This window comes from Scytonema sp. PRP1 (genome assembly GCF_036697665.2).
Taxonomy (GTDB): domain Bacteria; phylum Cyanobacteriota; class Cyanobacteriia; order Cyanobacteriales; family Nostocaceae; genus Kalymmatonema; species Kalymmatonema gypsitolerans.
The window spans coordinates 1-19,909 of record NZ_JBAHYJ020000054.1; the positions used below are offsets into that span (position 1 = coordinate 1).

The window sequence follows — 19,909 nt, forward strand, 5'->3', positions numbered from 1 at the left end:
CAGATAGCATCGGTTACGTGATCGCCAATTAATTAAAAGCTTGATGAACTTCGTGCGATCGCTCTTAGGCACAGATGTATTGCGGAGTTAAGTTAGATATCTTTAATCTTGACTAAAGACACGTATTTACGGGAGAATAAAGCTTGCTTATGTCAGTCACATCCTTTTAGTAAGGAGATAGACCTTGAGTAACGAAAACCTTACACTCAAGAAGATCAAGAACGAGATCAGTGGGACGGTGTTCTCGCTACCGTACTACGTGGCTCGTGATCAGGGGTACTTCGCCGATGAAGGGCTGGATATCGAGTTTGTCCAACGCGGTTCTGGCGATCATCGCTCACCCGGTATCAACCTGATTGATGATCATCGGCTGATGAGTTCTTTCGGCGGTTCGTCGCTGTTCGAGCAAGGTGAAAGCACCCTCTACCGCGCCTGTGAATGGGGTCAAGTACGTCGTACTTATGACAGTTCGCGTGGTGGGCTTGTGGCAAAACGTGCTGCTATTGCCAGCCAAGCGATCATCGTGCGGCCAGACTCCCCGTACAATATCCCACAGGATCTAGCCAACGTTCCAGTCGGCGTAAACTTTGACCACGGCTCTCACTACATTGCCATCCAAACCCTTGAAGGCTTCTTACGCAAAGAGGAAATCAAAGTAGTACACATTGAGGCTGGTGGCGATCGCAAGCGCTTCAACCGTTTCGTAGCTCTGCGTGATGGGCTTGTTGATGCAGTTGCAGTAATGGAACCGTGGATTACAGTAGCAGAAAAACTAGGCTACAAGATTATTGCCGAGGCTCACTATGTAGAACTGGAAATTGGCAGCCCAGAACTAGATAAGGAAACCTTCGAGGCAATCAACAAGGCAATTCGTCGGGCAGTCAAGGATCTCCAAGCAGATCCGATTCGCTACGTAAAGTATCTAATTGATGACGTATCCGAGGACATTGTACGCCTCGAACCATCTGACTTCCGCCGCAACCGATTGCGCTACGCAGATCCAGCGCCATACCCTGAAGCCGACTTCCGCCGCACCTACGACTGGATCGTGAAGTGGGGACTCATCGAGCCTGATGCCACCTTCCAGCAGATTGTTGATAACCGAGTTGCAACACTCAAATAAGCGACCTATACATAGCTGTGCAAACGTGAGCATACCCAACTAGGGCCTAGCCACGTTTGTATGACGGAGAACTAGGAGCAGCGAATTATTGCCATTGTCGAGATTGTAGAAAGACCACAGGTAGTGCTTTCAATATTGGGGTTCGTCTTCAATCAGCCGCACTCCGTATAGTAGCAGGGCAAGTTAGCTCGACTTTATCCATTTTGTTGGCAACGCGCTCGCATACGCTAAAAGCCTTATGGTACCTAGGCTTTGACTTTTTCAATCTCGGTAAAATTAGTAATGTAGGAAAAAGTTGTTGCCACAAAGCTATAACTTTTACCCAATAACAAGGTTTACGCTGCTTAATTGGATAAAGTCGAGGTTAGGAGTTATACGAAAACAGGGGACAGTGGCAACAAAATCACTCGCGAATTCTGCCCGGAATGCGGTTCACCCTTGTTTACAAGAGCGCCAGCAAAGCCGGAATTTGTCTGGCTCAAAGCAGGAAGTCTGGACAATCCCCAGTGGGTTAAGCCGAGGGATCAAATTTGGACTGATTCAGCAGTATCTTGGGCTTATATTGATCCTGAACTACCCGGTTTTTCCCGAAATCGCGATAGTGTATGACTTTCTTAGTCCAGACAGGATGGGTTTGAAGCTGTAATCCATCTTACTTTATTTAGGATGCGATCGCTACACCTCTAATCGCTATTTCATTGGACATTAGTGGAAAACGAATACATATACCCGTCATTGCAGTGAATTGATTTACAGTATTTATGTCTTACCGATACATCATAATTTGCAAGATTTAATGTTTGATAAACTAACAATTAGTATATAATACACTTGTGTTTTCCTGAAAGCGTGACACGAGTACCTGAAAGCTTTATAGAAAAAGGATTTTATAACTCTGCCATCCGAGTATTTTTTGGGAGTATGTCAGCGGTTGAAAGCTTAATACTGTCGTTTTCTGATAAGCCCCTTACCACGTATTCGTGAGGGTTTGGCCAAAACGCACTACTAAGAAAAGAAAAACCAGATGAGCAAAACACGTAAATTTCGTTTGGGTGCATTTATTCAAGCCACTGGACATCATATCTCAGGCTGGCGACACCCTGATTCACAAATAGATGCTGGGTTGAATTTCGAGCATTACAAGGAAATTACCCAGACAGCCCAACGCGGCTTGTTCGATGCAGTTTTCTTAGCGGACAGTCCAGGAGTTTGGGGCACAGCTCCAAAAACTCAGAGCCGCAATGGAAAAATAGTCCATTTCGAGCCAGTGACTCTCTTCTGTGCTTTGTCCTCTGTGACTCAAAACATTGGTTTTATAGCCACTGCCTCGACTACATACGAAGAACCCTATACTCTTGCACGTAAGTTTGCCTCCCTGGACTACTTGAGTCAGGGACGAGCGGGGTGGAATGTAGTTACCACGGGCAATGAGAATGCCGCAGCTAATTTCGGACTGGAGCATCACCCAGAACACAACCAGCGTTATGAACGCGCTGAAGAGTTTGTGGAAGTCGTAAAAGGACTGTGGGATAGCTGGGAAGATGATGCTTTTATCCGTGACAGAGAATCTGGAATTTATTTCGATCCGAACAAACTGCACATACTCAACCACAAAGGCAAACATTTTTCTGTCAAAGGCCCTTTGAACGTCGGTCGTCCGCCGCAAGGCTACCCAGTGATTGTGCAAGCTGGAGCTTCTGAAATAGGACGGGAATTGGCTGCACGCACAGCCGAAGTCATCTTCACTGCTAATCAAACCCTAGCCGATGCACAAGAATTTTATGCCGATGTCAAAGGTCGGTTGGCGAAATATGGACGCTCTCCAGATGATCTAAAAATCATGCCTGGCGCTTTCCCAATCATTGGTCGTACAGAAGAAGAAGCTCAAGAGAAATACGAATTCCTACAATCGTTGATTCATCCCGATGTGGCGTGGGGTATTTTAAAGAACTACTACAAAGATGTTGATCTGTCGAAATATTCCCTAGATGATCTAGCTCCTGAACTGCCCAGCGACACCAACGCCAACAAGAGTCGCCTCAAACTGGTCAAGGATCTAGCTACTCGTGGCAATTTGACGCTGCGCCAGTTGTATCTCTCTCTAGCTACCGCACGAGGTCATCGCACCATACTTGGTACTCCCGAAACTATTGCTGACCAGCTAGAGGAATGGTTCAACAACGGTGCGGCAGATGGCTTTAATATCATGCCGCCAATCTTGCCTACAGGATTAGATGACTTCGTTAATCTAGTCGTTCCTGTCCTTCAAAAACGCGGACTGTTCCGTACCGAATACGAGGGCAGTACTTTGCGTGAAAACCTTGGCTTGCGCCGTCCGGGCAATCGTTTTGCCGCCAAACAAGCGGATGAGCGATTGGTGTTGGCATGAATTTTTCACAAAAGATTGCTGAGTCCTCAGCAACAAGTGGCTAAACATAGTACGGCTTGGGAAAACTAGAACAACGATAGCGTGACAGCTTAAATACTCAGCACTCGTTATTAAGGACTTTGGATAGATGCTGAAGCCAAACCTTTTAAAGCGCTCTTTCTGTAGAGCGCCTCCCATTTCAGGTACGCCTGATGCTTTACAGAGTTAGGACTTACGCAGTAATAACGGAAAAACGTAGAGGCAAAGCGGTTTGCCGCAAGCCACTACAAAAGATAGAGATTTTCTTTTGAGATGTTGTGTAATTCCTGAGAGTTGGAAAATCGTAGCCAAAAGCTGGGAAGCAGCACTATTAGCTGCTCACAAAAACCTGTGATTTTTTAAAGGAAAGAAACATGACTGAATATAGCCGATTAAAGACTTCACCCTCCGCCGCAATCAGAGCCACTCTGGATTATCCAGTAATCGACACTGACGTTCATACCAATGATTTCACACCAGTTCTGGAAGATTACATCGTTAATTACGGCGGTGCGAAACTCGTAGACGAATTGCGCAAGGCAGAATCGTCCCGTCTCAACTCCAAGACAGATGGTAAAGACTGGTATCAACAAACTCCTGAAGAACGTCAATACAACCGCACAATTCGCTCACCTTGGTGGGCGAGAGTCACTCGCAACACGTTGGATCTCGCTACTTACACCCTTCCCGAACTGTTCTATGAGCGTCAGGCGGAGCAAGGATCAGACTATTCAGTGCTGTTTCCCAATAATGTCTTAGCACCCGCTGGAGCAAGTCAAGAGAACCGTCAAGCTCTGCAACGTGCGGTCAATCACTATCATGCTGATATCTACCGTCCATATAGCGATCGCCTGACGGTGGTGGCTGGTATTCCGATGACGACTCCTCAAGAAGCCATTGAAGAGCTAGAGTTTGCCGTAAAAACACTAGGGCTGAAGGTGGCAAATATTCCTGGTGGTGTGAAACGACCGATTAAGGCGATCGCTGATAAGTATCCAGCAGATAAATTTCCTGAAATCGCCAAGTATGCATCCTATATCGACTTCTACGGATTGGATAGTGAATACGACTACGATCCTTTCTGGGCTAAAGTCGTTGAATTAGGTGTACCAGTGACTACTCATTACGGTAGTCAAGGTTGGACTGGACGCTCCTCCATCAGTAACTACATGAACAACCATATCGGTCACTTCGCCGATGGTTCGCAAGCATTTGCCAAGGCACTGTTCTTCGGTGGTGTGACCAAGCGTTTTCCACAGTTGCGAGTCGGTATGCTCGAAGGTGGTGCAGATTGGGGTGCCCACGTCTACATTCATTTGGTGGATCGTTTCTCCAAGCGCAATCTCAAGGCACTACAAAACTACAACCCAGACCTCACCAATGCTTCGGAACTGTTCGAGTTGTTTGAACGCTTCGGTGGCGAAATCACCCAAGGGTATTCCCTCGATAAAGAGGAGTTGACCAAGACTGTGCTAGGTTCTTCCTTCAGCCGTCATAGCCGTCAGCCAGTTGGTAGCGAACTGGAAGATTTTGCCGCAGCAGGCATTGAAACAATTGAGGACATCCGCGATCGCTGGGTAAATAATTTCTTCTTTGGTTCCGAGTCCGACGATCGCACCATCGCAGCAGCATTCAACGACAAAGCCAATCCGTTGGGTGTCAAGATCAACGCCATCTATTCCTCGGATGTAGGTCACTGGGATGTACCCGATCTCACCGCTCCCCTAGCAGAAAGCTGGGATCTCGTGAAAGAAGGCGTGATTTCCGAAGCCGACTTCAAGGCTTATGTATTCACTAATCCGTACAAGTTTTATACCGAAGCCAACCCCGACTTCTTCAAGGGTACAGCTATTGAATCTAAGGTAAATAACATCGAATCCCCACAAGTGGATAAGAGCTTGGTGGGAGTGTAAAAGGGGAAGGGGAAGGAATTAAATCAGTTATCCAGTTATCAGTTATCAGTTATCAGGCGTATGGTAGGGAATGCGCGACCCGCCACCAACGGCTTCCACGCTCTTGGTGGGGGACGCGCGACCACTCGTATTTAACTGATAACTGCGTAGGTAGCTGTTCACTGTTAAAGGTTTTCCCTTCCCCTTGCTTCTTCCTCCGTCCCTTATTCCCACTCGTGAAGTCCCACCTTCACCTTCTAACGGAGATCGACATGACAACAACGACCGACCCTGATTTTGCTGCCCGCGAGGCACTACGCCTGCTCGGTCCCGATCCCGAAAACTGGGTAAGCGATACGCCCTGCCATCGATCACAATGTCACTATAATAGGTGGCAGCGGCAGCGGTAGCACCTTTGTATTTGCGCTACGGCGTGCTGGGATCGGTCGCGTGACGGAGATCGATGCAGCAGATGACGAGGCTCATGCAGGCGTGTGGCTGACGCGAGCGCGGATGAAAACGCTCCGCACGCCGAAAAATCTGCCTGGTCCAGAACTAGGCATCCCAGAATTGTCCTTTCAAGCCTGGTACGAAGCTCGGCACGGTGCGGCAGCCTACGCGCAGATCGATCGCATTGGGCGGGTGGCTTGGGCTGAGTACCTCAGTTGGTATCGGCATTTCCTCGGTATCCAGGTTCGTTACCGGACGAAGTTGGTGCGGATTCAGCCAGATGCAGGTTTCTTCCGCCTACACCTTGAGGTAAACGGTGTCCCGCAGGTAGAGACTACGCGCAAAATTATCTTCGCTAATGGCGTAGCTGGCACTGGTGGTCCATACATACCTCCAGTACTGGCTGACTTACCACGCACGCTGTACGCACATACCGCCGATGCCATCGATTTTGAAGCACTGCGCGGTAAGACTGTGGCGGTGCTGGGTGCGGCGGCTTCAGCTTTCGATGCAGCAGGAGTGGCGTTGGAATCGGGAGCTAAGGCAGTACATCTATTTGTACGGCGGTCGGCGATCGCATCTCTGTCGGTACTGCGGGTACGGGATTACCCTGGCGCTTACGACAACTATCCCCAACTACCCGATGCAGCCCGCTGGTCCCAGGCTTGGCGCTTTCATCAAGCAGGCACCGCGCCGCCACCGAACTCGATTAAGCGAGCGATCGCTTTCCCGAACTTTCACATCCACCTATCTGCACCCTGGAAATCGGTACGGAAAATGGGCGATGGGCGAACGCATTGCCATCCAGGTAAACGATGATGTTTTCGAGTTTGATTTTGCGATCGCTGGCACTGGTTACTTCGTTGACCCAACAAAGCGTCCTGAACTAGCCGACTTTGCCCAGCATATTGCCCTTTGGCGCGATCGCTACGAGCCACCAGAAGACCTGCGCGACGACAATTTGGGGATGCACCCTTACCTCGGTAGCGCCCACGAATACCAAGAAAAAGTACCTGGCACTGCTCCTTATCTGAAAGACATTCACGTATTTAATCCTGCTGGTTTGGTCAGCTTCGGCTTGCCAGTTGGTGACATCCACAGCATCCGTCGCGACGTACCTGCAATCGTATCGCGCATCAGTCACGACTTGTTCTTTGAGGACTGGGCGCATCATGAGGCACGTATCACAGGCGATATCGCACCCGATTTTGAAGAGTCACTGTACGCCGCCAACCTGTGGAAACAGCCAGCTAAGGCGGCGGTTAGCTAAATGCTCGTAGTAAGGACTTTAGTCCTTGATTATCAAGCACTAAAGTGCTTACTACGAAATTTTATGACAAGAATACTTTGCCTCATACCCAAATTATTTAGGAGTTACAACTATGCCCGTCCAACACATCAGTAATGGTTCTTTTCCTTATCTTTTCTCATCAGTTGCTGACACTGCTAACAAACCTGCACCTTTGGTGTTGTTTTTGCACGGAGCGCGGGACCGTGGCAATGATCTAAATGTGTTGCTGAAATGGGGTTTACCTCGTTTCGTGGATGTGTCAACCCCGTTACCTTATGTCTTTGCAGCCCCCAGCTTCCTGAAGGACAGACTTGGGTAGAGCGAGAAGCAGATGTCATTGCTTTACTGGATGAACTGATCGCCTCCCAGCCCATCGATCCATCCCGTGTGATCTTGTCTGGATTCAGCTTAGGTACGGCTGGCGCTTGGCATATCGCTGCTTCTTATCCTGGGCGCTTTGCTGGTTTGGTAGCAGTTTCCGGTCGTGTCCCCAAGACATTAGAACAAACCCAACTAGCTGCACTCAAGGAAATTCCCATCCAGATATTCCAAGATGGAAAGGACGAAAAACTGCCGATTGAGGATACACAGCAGATTGTCACTACCTTACGCGGACTTGGAGGGACAGTAGATTTTACAGTGCTACCTGATGGCGATCATTTTATTGCAGATGAGGTATACAGTAACCCGAAATTGCAACAATGGGTGGTTTCACAGACCCGTGGTAAAACTTCTGTAGCTGTCTGAGGCGAAATACCCAGAAACTAACTTGCAATCTTCCGTGAGGTAGATATCTTGCTTGCCCAATATAACAATCACTTAACATCTGCGTGAGATGACAAATAGAATTATGAACATCATGGTTAATTCCAATTTAAAACCGAACTTCTTCTCCAAAATTCAGTTGACTCATGTCAGACTCTCGCAAAGAAATCAGAATTTGTTTTATTGGTGAATCGTTTGTCAATGGCACAGGCGATCCAGAGTTTCTGGGTTGGACAGGTAGAGTTTGCCGCCGTACTGACTCAAAAAGATACGCAATTACCCACTACAACTTGGGGGTGCGGGCTGAGACAAGTCGATATCTCAAACAACGTTGGCGCTCAGAAGTCTCCTATCGTCTCCCTCCTGAACACGATGGTCGAGTCGTGTTTTCCTTTGGGGTAAACGATTCAGGATGGGCGGGTAAAAAGCAAGGAATCGAACTTTCAGAGTCGATCGCAAATGCTCGCAGCATCCTGACTGAAGCAAAGCAACTCTATCCTGTCTTGATGGTTAGTCCACCCCCGTGTGGTGATGTCGATCAAGAAAAAAGAAATCAAATTATTGCAAAACTGTCACAGGAATTTGCGCTAGTTTGTCATGAACTAGATGTACCGTATCTCGATGTGTTTTCCAGTTTGCTGAAGTCACCAATCTGGCTAACAGAAGCAAAAGCCAATGACGGTGCTCACCCAAAAGCAGATGGTTATGCAGAATTTGCAGCGATCGTACAAAACTGGGAAGGTTGGTTAAATTGGTTCACTCCTTAGTACAACTTTTGATTAAAAATTCCAACACTTTCTCAATCAACTAATTTCAATCAACTATTTTCAATCAATAACATCACCATGACTATACCAATTACGAATCTCGGTAAAACTGGATTGACTGTTTCGCGCCTTGTTCTCGGCACCATGACCTTTGGATTGCAAACGGACGAAGAAACTTCCAGGGTCATCCTTGACACAGCCGCCGATGCTGGTATCAATTTTTTGGATACGGCTGATGTTTATCCACTTGGCGGCGGAATTGCTAATGCTGGACGTACCGAAGAAATTATTGGGCGCTGGCTCAAAGGCAAACGCGAACATTTTATCCTAGCTACCAAGGCTGTAGGCAAGGTTGGTCCCGCACCTTGGGATCAGGGTGCTTCGCGCAAACATATTTTAGATGCGATCGATGCTTCCCTCAGACGACTGGGAACCGATTATGTTGATTTGTATCAATTGCACTCTGATGATGCCTCAACCCCTTTGGATGAGACTCTAGAAGCTCTGGACACGATAGTTCGGGCTGGTAAAGCACGCTACATCGGGGTTTCTAATTTCTTAGCTTACCGACTCAGCCGCGCTTTAGGTCGGACCGATGTTCGCAATCTGACTCGCTTTGTCTCGGTTCAGCCCCGCTATAATTTGTTATTCCGCGAAATTGAGCGAGAACTTTTGCCCCTAGCGAAAGAAGAAGGGCTTGGTGTCATTCCCTACAATCCGTTGGCGGGTGGTCTACTCACTGGTAAACACAATCTTGCTCAAGGACCCACCACAGGAACTCGTTTTACCTTGGGTGCAGCCGCAGAACGTTATCAAGAACGTTATTGGCACGATCGCGAATTTAATACTGTTGAGGAATTACGCACAGTAGCAGATTTGGCTGGATTGTCACTCACCACCCTAGCAGTAGCTTGGGTTCTGGCTAATCCGATTATCACTGCCCCAATTATTGGCGCTAGCCGCCCAGAACAACTTACTGACACCCTCAAGGCAGTGGAAGTAAAACTCGATGACAGTTTGAAACAAAAGCTAGACAACATCACTGTTGAATATCGTAGGGGAGATGCTGTGCGCTAATATTGCTAACCCAGCGATTTTATAGAGCGATATGGTAATTTAGTGATTCAATCAATGGTGAAATCAGTTCTTTTCGATTTAGATGGAACATTACTCGATCGCGATACCTCGATTCAGCAATTCATCACAGCACAGTATGATAGGTTAATTACCCACTTAAATCACATTCCTAAAACGAATTACATCACTCGCTTCATAGAGCTAGATTGCCACGGTTATGTTTGGAAAGATAGAGTTTATCAAGATTTAGTCTCAGAATTTGCAATTATGGGGATCAGTTGGCAAGCATTACTTGAAGACTACGAAACCCAGTTTCAGTTTCATTGCGTTCCATTTCATTTTCTTAAAGAGACGCTGAACTGGTTGAAACAGCAAGGCTATTTGTTAGGGATCATCAGTAATGGATTAGGACATTTTCAAGCTCGTGCGATTGATGGATTGGGAATTCGAGACTACTTTGATGTCATCTTGATTTCGGAAGTCGAACAAGTCAGAAAACCCCAACCTGAGATTTTTCGGAGAGCCACAAATCGATTAGGCGTGACAGTCCAGGACAGCATTTTTATTGGGGATCATCCTGAAGCGGACATCATTGGGGCAAAAAATGCTGGAATGATGGCGATTTGGAAACGGAGTCCACACTGGCTGGAGGCAAAAGAAGCAGATGCAATCATCAATGAACTGAATGAGATTCCCTCTATTCTTCAAGTCAAGCGTAGTTGAAAACAGAATGTTTTGGTTAGAAACACAACGCCTAATCCTTCGAGAGTTCCAGCAAAAAGACGTGCAACAACTTGTGCCAATACTTGCAAATCCACGAGTAATACCATTTCACGAAATTGGTGATACAAATTCTTTCACCCCTGCACCGGGTGCTCTCCTGCTCCCCTGCTGCCTATTTGTATCAACATTAAAGTAAAAAGGAACAATATTTCATGGAGTTGAGATGGATATCTATCGGTTGAAGGTCACAACCCAATAAAGTGTTCGAGCAGCAAACATTTATTTGGATGTTATTTGTTCCACTCAATTGAGTTGTTAGGAAAAAGCTTAAAATAACGCTACGAGATTGACTTTCATGACGAAAAAGCCGAGACAATTAAAATCTTTTCAACGTGCTGCTGATGCACCAAATTTGCCATCAACTCCCTTCGGGTTCATTTGCTATTTCGTCAATCAATTTCGCTGGTGGTATATAGCAATTGTCATTTTGGAAGTGATACACGCAACTTGTGGCATTATGTTACCCTATGCCATAGGGGAAATTATCCGCAGCGTCACAAAATCAACGGGTAATAGCAAGCAGATTTTTGATACCCTCAGCCAACCCCTCATGTTGTTCACTGCCTTAAGTGTGGGTGAAGTGGTATTTGGGCGATCTTCAGGACTGTTACTGACTATCCCCCATCCTATCCACCGTCAGCATATCATTCGCTCACTATATGCTTACTTGCAGCAACATTCTCATCGCTACCTGAGTAGTAGTTTTGCTGGTGCTTTAGCACAGCGTATCAACGAAACTGCTTACGGTGTCACCCAGACGATGCAAATGCTGATTTCTGAATTCATGTCAGTAATCATCGTGTATATCGTCGCTATAATTTTACTGTATCGCGCCTATCCGCCTCTGGCCGGATTGGTGGGTGTGTGGGCAGTGTTCTTTATCAGTATTTCCTTTTGGCTGGCTACTCGTTGTCGAATTCATTCCCGCAAAGCCGCAGCTGCTAGAAGTGAGACAGCTGGCATTATTGTAGATGCGGTAACTAATCTTACTAGTAGCCGACTGTTTGCACGTTTGGGTTTTGAACGACGCTATTTGAATGAGCGCTTCAGACGCGAACTCATAGAGGTGAGAAAGGCTAACTGGTACTCTGAGCGCATTCGCTGGTTTCAGTTTATCTCAGCCGCGATTTTGAAAATCGGTACTTTATATTACTCGCTGTCTCTGTGGAGTACTGGAGCGATCGCCACTGCTGATTTTGTAGTAGCAACTAGTTTATCGCTGTTAATCATTAGTGAAGCCCGCAATTTAAGTAGACGGTTTTTGGATTTATTTGAACATATCGGCAATATCGCCAATGGTGTCTTGACAATTGTGCAACCCCATGAGTTGATTGATCGAGATAATGCGATCGCCCACTCAATCACCCAAGGACGCATCGAGTTTCGGCGAGTAAATTTCAACTACTCACCTGAGAAAAAAGTATTCCATAACCTTTGTGTCACCATCCAACCAGGACAGCGTGTGGGGCTGGTGGGCTTTTCCGGCTCTGGAAAATCCACGTTTGTCAATTTGATTTTGCGTTTGTTCGACCCCCAATCTGGACAGATTCTTATTGATGGAGTCGATATTCGAGACATGACTCAGGATGCTCTCCACGCCCAAATCAGCTTGATTCCCCAAGATCCGTCTCTATTCCATCGCACGTTACTGGAAAATATTCGTTACGGGCGACTGGAAGCAAGTGATGAGGAAGTGATGGAAGCAGCACGTAAGGCTTATGCTCACGATTTTATCGTGCCGATGCCTGAGGGTTATCATTCTCTGGTGGGCGAACGCGGTGTGAAACTGTCCGGTGGGCAGAGACAGCGCATTGCGATCGCCCGAGTTATCCTCAAAGATGCACCAATCCTGATCTTAGATGAAGCGACCTCCAGCCTCGATTCCATTACTGAAAAAGCGATCCAAGATACCCTAGATTTAGCAATGGATGGAAAAACGGTGATTGTAGTCGCTCATCGCTTGTCCACCATTGCCCATCTAGATCGCATTTTAGTTTTTGACCAAGGTCGTATTGTCGAAGATGGTACCCACAACAAACTCCTGGCAAAGAGCGGTGCTTACTACAGGTTATGGAAAATGCAGGCAGGTGGATTTTTGCCACAAGAAGCCGCTGAAAGTAGCAAAGTATGAACTTGACTGCCAACTAAGGAGGAAAAGCAATTGCTTACAGCCTATAGCGACACTGAACTACAATTAACTGCTGACGTGCTGGTAATTGGTGGTGGTCCTGCCGCCGCATGGGCAGCATGGGCAGCCGCATCCCAAGGTGTCAAAGTCATTATTGTTGATAAAGGTTTTCTGGGTACGAGCGGTGCAGCTGCTGCCAGTGGGAATGGCATCATGGCACCTTCTCCAGAGAATTGGGAGAAAGTTGTATCGGAGCGTTATCGCACAGGAAAAAACCTCGCTAACTTACGTTGGATCGAGCGTGTAATTGAAAAAACTTGGCTGAGTTTGCCCCTAGTGGAAAATTGGGGCTATCGTTTCCCGAAAGAAAATGGGGAATCCGTGCGCCAGAGTTATTATGGCCCGGAATATATGCGGGTACTTCGCAAAAACCTCTTGCGTGTTGGTGTGCAAATTCTCGACCAAAGTCCCGCTCTAGAGCTTTTATTAGCTGACGACGGCTCAGTGGCTGGAGCCAGAGGTGTCCAGCGGCAAAATCATCGTACCTATATCGTTCGTGCTGGTGCAGTAGTCCTGGCGAATGGCGGTTGTGCATTCTTGAGTAAAGCATTAGGTTGCAATACCAATACAGGTGATGGGCTGCTGATGGCAGTGGAAGCTGGCGGCGAACTCTCCAGTATGGAAGCTTCTAATCACTATGCCATCTCGACCGCTTTCAATGCCACAGTGACAAGGGGTGTTCCCTTTGGCTGGGCTAGTTACACCGATGAGGCAGGTAATGATCTTGGTGGCTATATCAATGGTCGTCGCGATCCATCGTTCCTGCCCAATGCCCTCCTGAAAGGTCCCGTTTATGCTCGTTTGGATCGAGCCACACCTGAAGTCAAAGCAGTGATTGAAAAGTCTCATTTCATCGCTTTTCTACCTTACAAAAAAGCTGGCATTGATCCTTATACAGAACGAGTACCTGTAACACTGGTTTTAGAAGGTACAGTCCGTGGTACAGGTGGAATTCGGATTGTGAATGATAGTTGCGGTACAAAGGTTCCTGGACTCTACGCTGCTGGTGATGCAGCATCGCGGGAGTTTTTAGCCGGTTTAGCTTCTGGGGGTGGTGGTCCTAATGCTGCCTGGGCAATCTCTACAGGACAATGGGCTGGAGTTGGTGCAGCCGCCTTTGCCAAGAGTCTGGGCGCTCATGCCCATGAACGAGTTGTGCGTCCTACTGGTCAAGCTGGATTGCGTTCGCACTCCTCCGCTTCCGAAACATTCGATAGCGAAGCAGTTGTGCGCGGTGTACAAGCCGAGATGTTCCCGTTAGAGAAAAATTACTTGCGCTGTGAGCAGAGACTTCTGGATTCCCTCACCAAATTAGAAACGCTGTGGCAGCAAGTACAAGGGAATCCAAAACAAGATACAGTGCGCGATGTGGAATTTTCTCGTCGAGCGGCAGCTCTTGTGGCTGTAGCACGATGGGCATATTTTAGCGCTTTACATCGCACAGAAACGCGCAGCGAACATATTCGCGTGGACTATCCCGAAACCGATCCAAATCAGCTTTATTACCAAGCAACAGGCGGCTTAGAAAGGCTTTGGGTGAGACGAGATTGGGTTAAGGAAGCGAGCCCTACACCACCAGTATTAACTACTCAAACCACAGCCTCGGTATCAAAGTTGTAGCAGGAGAAATACCATGATCGAGATTGTCAGCCATAAACTCTGTATTAATTGTAATGTTTGCGTCCAAGTATGCCCTACCAATGTCTTTGATGCAGTTCCCAACCAACCGCCTGCGATCGCCCGACAAGAAGACTGTCAAACTTGTTTCATGTGTGAGGCATATTGTCCTGCGGATGCGCTCTATGTTGCGCCGCAATCTCATACCAATGTTGCAGTCAACGAGGATGATTTAATTGACAGTGGCATTATGGGTGAATATCGTCGCATTTTGGGTTGGGGATATGGCAGAAAAAACAATAGTGAATTGGATACTGCTCATAAACTGCGCCAACTGCCGCGCCCCTATCAAAGTTAAAGCATTCGACTGTACGGAAAAGGCAAAAGGTAAGGGATAAAAGACCTTTACCCCTTACCTTTTACCCTGCCAAGAGAACTTGACGGGGTACTACATACTTTTCATTACTGATACTGATACTGAGTTGCGATTCCTGAGGGTAAGAATGCATCTTCTAAATCAGCCCCTAGCAGGTTTGCCCCTTCTATGTTCGCTGTTGTGAGATTTGTTTTTTGTAAATCTGCCTTCTGTAGGTTTGCCCCAGATAGATTTGCTCCTTGCAAATTAGCCCCCTCTAAATCTGCATCATATAAGTTTGCTCCTTGTAGATTTACTCCAGAGAGGTTTGCTTTGCTTAAATCTACTCCTTGCAAATTAGCTGTCTGTAGGTTAGTTCCCTCTAAATTCGCCTTTTCTAATTCTGCTTTTTGTAAGTTTGCACCTTCCAAATTAGCTCCCAGCAGGTTTACTCTTTCTAGTTGTGCTTCAACCAGGTTGCATCCAACACATTCATTAGTTGTTAATAAACGTCTAACATTTGCTGCTACAGGATCTACGAACAATGTTGTTGGAGGTGTCGCTGGAGCTGGAGATACTACAGGAGCAGGTGCGGATTCTGTAGGTGCAGGTAGTGTTTCTGATTGAGCTAAGGCGTTGGGCTGGTTAAGCAAAGAAAATCCCGCTACTAGTACAAGAAATACAGCAGTGACAATCCAAGAAGTTAATTTTTTTGAATTTGGTTTGTTCATTAGTTTATTCCTCTCAAATTTGGTAATCTTTTTTATCTGCTTTTAGTTCACCTTAATTTCAAGATAGAACCAATCAAACTCTCAAAGCAAATATTATTATTTTTCCTAACAATAGATAAAAGTGATGGTTTTCTTTGAGTCAGCAATTTAGCCTGCGAACGGATGACAATACCACTCGGTTGAGGAAAATTTTGACCTGTATAACCAAGGAATACAACGTCTCTACAAGGGCTTTAGAGTCTGCGATTTGCTTATCCAAGCAGTATTGGAACGGATGATATTCTCTTGCCCTTTAAAATTCTTTTTTGAATTTTTGTTTATAATTTTGGAATTCTGCTTGTGACTTTAAAAAAAGTTACTATATTTAATGATTTTCTAACCTGTCTCGATTCACCCAACGATTAACAAACTCCTTGTTGTGTTTCCGCACTCTAACTTGTACTTGCTTTGAGCCTAGCTTGACTACTTCGGCAGGAATTCTCTGGATATTGTCAGAATCAGCGCGAGCTTTATAAAGCCAAACTACTTTTTGACCTACGAAGTAGTCAGGATGTTTACTTAAGTGCGGTGCTTCATCTGCCCATGTGCTTAAAGGACTTACTAGATTGATTAAAAGCATTAAGACTACTAAAGCGATTTGAAAAAGTTTCATAGCCATTAGATTCGTATCAAGGCGTTCAACAGTTATCAGTTATCAGTTACCAGTTACCAGTTACCAGTTATTAGCTGTTTACTGTTCACTGTTCACTGTTTACTGTTCATTTGTCTAACATCTAATTCAAAAGCGTTGCCACACTGGGAACCAGTTGAAAAGTACCACTTTTCATCATTATTGAGAATCCCAGCCAAATTAACACAAATGGGAAGATTTTTCGACCATAGCGAGCCATAAGCGGAGCCATGAGAGGATTACGAGTCAGATTGTAAGAGAGCAAGCACCACACCCCAACAGTGAAATAGCAAACGCACAAAATCACTCCTAAACTTGGCAGATTAGTAGTAGCAAACAACGGCACGTAGATACCAATATTATTTCCTCCATTCGCAATAGTTACTGCCGAGACGCGGTAAGTTTGAGGATCGCGCAGAGTCGCAAATAATGATTTCTTATGACGTCTAGATTTGACTGTATGACGGAAGTCAACTGACACATCTTGGATTGTATCGCCATCATCATCTCGACTCATGAGATTGCTGATACCAATTACAATTGGTAGAATGCCTAGCAATCCAATCCAAGCTTCTGGAAGAACTAAACCGCCGAAAAAACCAGGGAGACTAGCAAGTACTAGCGCGGTAAATCCAACAAATTCGCCAATGATAATATGCTTAGGACGAAAGACATGATTGACTTTTCCAAAAAAAGCCGTCAAGTAAATATTGTCGTCAAAGGTAGTTGCAAAAGCGGCAGAAATGCCAAGAATTAAAGTACTAATTAGCCAACTCATAGTTTTTGTTCATAAAGGTTCAAAATGACTTCTTTAATCCTTCTCTGCTTCTAGAACTGAGGACAGTTTAGGAGATAGTTGAATTGTTTTTCTTTCGATGCGATCGCAAGGCGCGCCCTATGCCCCAACAAAGCTCCGCTTTGTTGCCTCGAATCTCCGATTCGAGGGAAGGGTTTCTGAAAGAAACCCTTCGGGCATATACGGGCGATCACTATTATCAAATTTGAGATTTTTTTCTTAACAACTTAGCTTGTTCTCAATATTATGGTTTCACCCAGATAAGAGCAAACATTCTTTTTTTTTAAAATAATAAACAGAATTTATGAAATAAGTACTAATAATCGTTAAGAAGAGCAGATAATTACCAAAATAAATCCAAATGACTAGAGGAAAAATTAGTCACAGACTACCTATCTGACTTTTGACATGGTGTAGAAATAGCGATTCACCACAAAGATACCGTATATAAGGGGGAATAATTTTTAATTATGAAAGCTACTAGATGGTGAGTGTCTCTGACTCCAAACCATCAGCACGGCTTATGCAGAATCGCGGAAAGGATCTCTAAACTCTACGATTAAACATAAACCAATGAGCTCCACGGTAATATCATGTCCGCCTAATTACTTATAATTCCTGCTTTACCTCACCCCAACCCTCTCCTTAAAAAGGAGAGGGTGCCGAAGGCGGGTGAGGTTGTTCGTTTTTTATAAGTGTTCATCCGGACATGATATAAGTACAGTTAAACCATGACTTTCCAAAGTGTGGCTATCGATGCATTAGCAGTAATTGGTAGTACACCTGTAAAGATCAGGGTTGGAAATCTAATAAAGCTGCCACCTCCAGCTACAGCATTGAGTCCACCTGCAATGAAAGCAGTACCACATAGAAGTAAGGTATGGAGAAGCGTTAAAGGTTGGGGATCAATCATATTTAGTCCTGGAGGATGTTTGAGCAGCCTGAATGGCAACCCGATGGAAGATTATTGCGATCTACTCACTGGTTGCTCTGCTCCTCTGCCCTCCTACCTCTCTATGCAGTTGGATATTCTGTCGTTAGAAGAATCCTCTCGTCGGCAGTGGTGTACCGTTGATTTCGTAGTCTCCGATCGCACGAGCTTTGAAGTGACTTGGGTTGTGCGATGCCAGGGTGCGGGCGTTTCGCCAATGACGATCATAATTGTAGCTTTGCTTTGTCGTCGAAGCCCCACCAACTTCAAATAACAGGGTAGCAGAACGTAGCGCTAGGTCATCAACAATCAATTTCGCTTTGGATGCACTTAAAGAAGCTGCTAGTGCTGCTGCTGTTTCCGCGTCTTCACCCTGGGCTTGAGCAGCAGGGAGGCGATCAAGAGCATCAGCACTAGCCAGGACGATCGCTTCGGCGGCAAAGGCATTGGCAGAGATTTGACCGACGGTCTGCTGCAAGAGGGGATCATCTGCTGCTTGCTCGGCTACAGCATGGTAAAAGGTTCTGGGTCGTTTGTGGACGAGGTTTATCGCGTCGCGCAAAACGCTGCGAATAATACCAGCGTTAATCGCAGTCAGGAACAATTGCGGGACGATGTTGTAGGGCAGGTTGTCTTTATCTGTGTCTGTATCAAGAATTACTTCATCTGCCTCGACGCGGACGTTGGTGAACGTAGTCGTTCCCGTACCCGTCAGCCGTTGCCCGAAGCCGTCCCAGTCGTCTACAAGCTCAATTCCGTCGCGGTTGGTAGGAATAAGTATGAATGCTGTAGCGCCATCGGGTGCTAACACGCGTACGAAGATCAAGTCTGCATAAAGACTACCAGTGCTGTAATACTTCGTCCCATTCAGACGATAGCCGTCGCCATCAGGTGTTAATTTTGTATTCACGACTTGACCGCCACCAGATCGCTTGACTTCCAGTTCGGTCGAAGCGAGTCCAATAATCGCGCCATCAACGACGGCCTTGAGCCATCGACGATTCCTCTGGGTGCGCTCAGAACGCAAAATTCGCTCGGTTACAGAGAAATGATTCCGCACAATGTGAGCAACATTTGGATCAGCATCCCCTAGGCGAATCACGGCCTCGAACAGTTCGCGTGCGCTGCTACCACTGCCACCTTCGGCAACGGGGATTCGCAATGCACCCAAGCGCGATCGCCGGAGCACTTCGATGACATCATAAGGAAGAATGCGATCGCGATCGCGTTCAGCAGCTCCAGCAGCGATAAAATCGAAAAGCTGCTGGAGTTCCGGCGAGTTGACTGTGACAGGAGCCGAAAACTGGAAGGTGGAATCTGCAAGTTTCTCAGGACTCTTAATCATTGTTTCTCTCTCTAATATTTTGGGAATGGGCGCATCTAGCTTACAGAGGCGGTTGTGGCCTCAAAGAAGCGGTTAGCGGGGCGGGCAAGTCCAAGATTTTCGCGCAGCGTCTTCCCCTCATACTCTTTGCGGAAGATCCCACGCCGTTGAAGTTCTGGCACAACCTTGTCCACGAAATCGTTCAACCCTTCAGGAACAAAAGGGAACATGACGTTGAAACCGTCAGACCCTTCCTCTGTCAGCCATTGCTCCATGTCCGAGGCAATCGTTTGAGGCGTACCGACAAACGCCAGTCCGCTGTAACTGCCAATGTGTTGAGCCAGTTGTCGAATGGTCAGGTTCTCGCGTTGCGCCAGCGCTATCACTCGTTCTCGTGCGCTCTTGCTGGCGTTGGTCTGCGGAATTTCTGGCAAGGGACCGTCCGGATCGAAACCCGAAACATCGTAGCCAAGGGCGCTATTCAAGCTAGCGATCCCACTGTCATAGTGTACTAGGTTGTCCAAATGTGTACGCTTGGCGATCGCCGCTTCCACAGTTTCGCCCACAATCACCAAAGCACCTGGAAGAATTTTGATGCTTTCTGGGTCACGTCCAATCGCCCGCGCCCGTTCCTTAATGTCAGCAAATAAAGCTTTACCTGCCTCTAGATTACCAGCAGGTGCAAACACGACCTCGGCGGTTTCGGCGGCTAATTGTCGTCCTGCATCGGATGCGCCCGCCT

The 19,909-nt window shown here is 46.6% G+C and carries 20 protein-coding genes; 14 read left to right on the plus strand and 6 right to left on the minus strand.

The annotated features are described in order from the left end of the window. Window positions 1-259: 259 nt before the first annotated feature. The 14 genes from V5G28_RS10545 (at window position 260) to V5G28_RS10605 (ending at window position 14,718) form a co-directional block, all read left to right on the plus strand. Complete coding sequence (locus tag V5G28_RS10545; protein WP_336230347.1) at window positions 260-1,123, plus strand: ABC transporter substrate-binding protein; 864 nt, start codon at window positions 260-262, stop codon at window positions 1,121-1,123. A gap of 56 nt (window positions 1,124-1,179) precedes the next feature. Further along, window positions 1,180-1,452 carry a GFA family protein gene (locus V5G28_RS36635; protein WP_442994243.1) on the plus strand — a complete coding sequence of 91 codons (273 nt, stop codon included), beginning with the start codon at window positions 1,180-1,182 and terminating at the stop codon, window positions 1,450-1,452. Between the two features lie 19 nt (window positions 1,453-1,471). Beyond that, a complete protein-coding gene (locus V5G28_RS10550) occupies window positions 1,472-1,732 on the plus strand; it encodes a GFA family protein (protein WP_442994244.1) in 261 nt (86 codons plus the stop codon). Between the two features lie 415 nt (window positions 1,733-2,147). Beyond that, window positions 2,148-3,512 carry an LLM class flavin-dependent oxidoreductase gene (locus tag V5G28_RS10555; protein WP_336230351.1) on the plus strand — a complete coding sequence of 455 codons (1,365 nt, stop codon included), beginning with the start codon at window positions 2,148-2,150 and terminating at the stop codon, window positions 3,510-3,512. A 392-nt stretch (window positions 3,513-3,904) separates the two neighbouring features. Further along, the gene (locus V5G28_RS10560; RefSeq protein ID WP_336230352.1) at window positions 3,905-5,443 is read left to right on the plus strand and encodes an amidohydrolase family protein; all 1,539 of its coding nucleotides are present in this window, start codon (window positions 3,905-3,907) and stop codon (window positions 5,441-5,443) included. 366 nt (window positions 5,444-5,809) lie between these two features. Then, the gene (locus V5G28_RS10565; protein ID WP_336230373.1) at window positions 5,810-6,691 is read left to right on the plus strand and encodes a SidA/IucD/PvdA family monooxygenase; all 882 of its coding nucleotides are present in this window, start codon (window positions 5,810-5,812) and stop codon (window positions 6,689-6,691) included. Further along, window positions 6,657-7,142, plus strand: coding sequence for a hypothetical protein (locus V5G28_RS10570; RefSeq protein ID WP_336230353.1), 486 nt, complete (start codon window positions 6,657-6,659; stop codon window positions 7,140-7,142). Before V5G28_RS10565 ends, V5G28_RS10570 begins: the two co-directional genes overlap by 35 nt. Window positions 7,143-7,394: 252 nt before the next feature. After that, window positions 7,395-7,910, plus strand: a complete 516-nt coding sequence (locus V5G28_RS10575; RefSeq protein WP_336230355.1) for a dienelactone hydrolase family protein — start codon at window positions 7,395-7,397, stop codon at window positions 7,908-7,910. 164 nt (window positions 7,911-8,074) lie between these two features. Then, window positions 8,075-8,695, plus strand: coding sequence for a GDSL-type esterase/lipase family protein (locus V5G28_RS10580; protein ID WP_336230357.1), 621 nt, complete (start codon window positions 8,075-8,077; stop codon window positions 8,693-8,695). Window positions 8,696-8,773: 78 nt separating this feature from the next. Continuing rightward, complete coding sequence (locus V5G28_RS10585) at window positions 8,774-9,772, plus strand: aldo/keto reductase (protein WP_336230358.1); 999 nt, start codon at window positions 8,774-8,776, stop codon at window positions 9,770-9,772. 54 nt (window positions 9,773-9,826) lie between these two features. Further along, the gene (locus tag V5G28_RS10590) at window positions 9,827-10,495 is read left to right on the plus strand and encodes an HAD family hydrolase (RefSeq protein WP_336230359.1); all 669 of its coding nucleotides are present in this window, start codon (window positions 9,827-9,829) and stop codon (window positions 10,493-10,495) included. Window positions 10,496-10,850: 355 nt separating this feature from the next. Beyond that, complete coding sequence (locus V5G28_RS10595) at window positions 10,851-12,686, plus strand: ABC transporter ATP-binding protein (protein WP_336230361.1); 1,836 nt, start codon at window positions 10,851-10,853, stop codon at window positions 12,684-12,686. A 30-nt stretch (window positions 12,687-12,716) separates the two neighbouring features. Next, complete coding sequence (locus V5G28_RS10600) at window positions 12,717-14,363, plus strand: FAD-binding protein (protein WP_336230362.1); 1,647 nt, start codon at window positions 12,717-12,719, stop codon at window positions 14,361-14,363. 13 nt (window positions 14,364-14,376) lie between these two features. After that, window positions 14,377-14,718, plus strand: coding sequence for a 4Fe-4S binding protein (locus V5G28_RS10605; protein ID WP_336230363.1), 342 nt, complete (start codon window positions 14,377-14,379; stop codon window positions 14,716-14,718). 104 nt (window positions 14,719-14,822) lie between these two features. Here V5G28_RS10605 and V5G28_RS10610 read toward each other — a convergent pair whose 3' ends face one another. From V5G28_RS10610 to V5G28_RS10635, 6 genes are all read right to left on the minus strand, one after another. Further along, window positions 14,823-15,446, minus strand: coding sequence for a pentapeptide repeat-containing protein (locus V5G28_RS10610; RefSeq protein ID WP_336230364.1), 624 nt, complete (start codon window positions 15,444-15,446; stop codon window positions 14,823-14,825). Between the two features lie 364 nt (window positions 15,447-15,810). After that, the gene (locus V5G28_RS10615) at window positions 15,811-16,098 is read right to left on the minus strand and encodes a hypothetical protein (protein WP_336230366.1); all 288 of its coding nucleotides are present in this window, start codon (window positions 16,096-16,098) and stop codon (window positions 15,811-15,813) included. Window positions 16,099-16,219: 121 nt separating this feature from the next. Continuing rightward, the gene (locus V5G28_RS10620; RefSeq protein WP_336230368.1) at window positions 16,220-16,894 is read right to left on the minus strand and encodes a cadmium resistance transporter; all 675 of its coding nucleotides are present in this window, start codon (window positions 16,892-16,894) and stop codon (window positions 16,220-16,222) included. A 742-nt stretch (window positions 16,895-17,636) separates the two neighbouring features. Further along, complete coding sequence (locus V5G28_RS10625) at window positions 17,637-17,825, minus strand: hypothetical protein (protein ID WP_336230370.1); 189 nt, start codon at window positions 17,823-17,825, stop codon at window positions 17,637-17,639. 124 nt (window positions 17,826-17,949) lie between these two features. Then, window positions 17,950-19,188 carry an acyl-CoA dehydrogenase family protein gene (locus tag V5G28_RS10630; protein ID WP_336230371.1) on the minus strand — a complete coding sequence of 413 codons (1,239 nt, stop codon included), beginning with the start codon at window positions 19,186-19,188 and terminating at the stop codon, window positions 17,950-17,952. 35 nt (window positions 19,189-19,223) lie between these two features. Next, window positions 19,224-19,909 (minus strand): LLM class flavin-dependent oxidoreductase (locus V5G28_RS10635; protein ID WP_336230372.1); only part of this gene is annotated, 686 nt, incomplete at its 5' end.

What these genes read in the sequence shown, in the direction of transcription:
- V5G28_RS10555 (WP_336230351.1), top strand. Translation starts at nt 2,148, where the DNA reads ATGAGCAAAACACGTAAATTTCGTTTGGGTGCATTTATTCAAGCCACT.
- V5G28_RS10560 (WP_336230352.1), top strand. Translation starts at nt 3,905, where the DNA reads ATGACTGAATATAGCCGATTAAAGACTTCACCCTCCGCCGCAATCAGA.
- V5G28_RS10570 (WP_336230353.1), top strand. Translation starts at nt 6,657, where the DNA reads ATGGGCGAACGCATTGCCATCCAGGTAAACGATGATGTTTTCGAGTTT.
- V5G28_RS10575 (WP_336230355.1), top strand. Translation starts at nt 7,395, where the DNA reads ATGGGGTTTACCTCGTTTCGTGGATGTGTCAACCCCGTTACCTTATGT.
- V5G28_RS10580 (WP_336230357.1), top strand. Translation starts at nt 8,075, where the DNA reads ATGTCAGACTCTCGCAAAGAAATCAGAATTTGTTTTATTGGTGAATCG.
- V5G28_RS10585 (WP_336230358.1), top strand. Translation starts at nt 8,774, where the DNA reads ATGACTATACCAATTACGAATCTCGGTAAAACTGGATTGACTGTTTCG.
- V5G28_RS10590 (WP_336230359.1), top strand. Translation starts at nt 9,827, where the DNA reads ATGGTGAAATCAGTTCTTTTCGATTTAGATGGAACATTACTCGATCGC.
- V5G28_RS10595 (WP_336230361.1), top strand. Translation starts at nt 10,851, where the DNA reads ATGACGAAAAAGCCGAGACAATTAAAATCTTTTCAACGTGCTGCTGAT.
- V5G28_RS10605 (WP_336230363.1), top strand. Translation starts at nt 14,377, where the DNA reads ATGATCGAGATTGTCAGCCATAAACTCTGTATTAATTGTAATGTTTGC.
- V5G28_RS10610 (WP_336230364.1), bottom strand. Translation starts at nt 15,446, where the DNA reads ATGAACAAACCAAATTCAAAAAAATTAACTTCTTGGATTGTCACTGCT.
- V5G28_RS10615 (WP_336230366.1), bottom strand. Translation starts at nt 16,098, where the DNA reads ATGAAACTTTTTCAAATCGCTTTAGTAGTCTTAATGCTTTTAATCAAT.
- V5G28_RS10620 (WP_336230368.1), bottom strand. Translation starts at nt 16,894, where the DNA reads ATGAGTTGGCTAATTAGTACTTTAATTCTTGGCATTTCTGCCGCTTTT.
- V5G28_RS10625 (WP_336230370.1), bottom strand. Translation starts at nt 17,825, where the DNA reads ATGATTGATCCCCAACCTTTAACGCTTCTCCATACCTTACTTCTATGT.
- V5G28_RS10630 (WP_336230371.1), bottom strand. Translation starts at nt 19,188, where the DNA reads ATGATTAAGAGTCCTGAGAAACTTGCAGATTCCACCTTCCAGTTTTCG.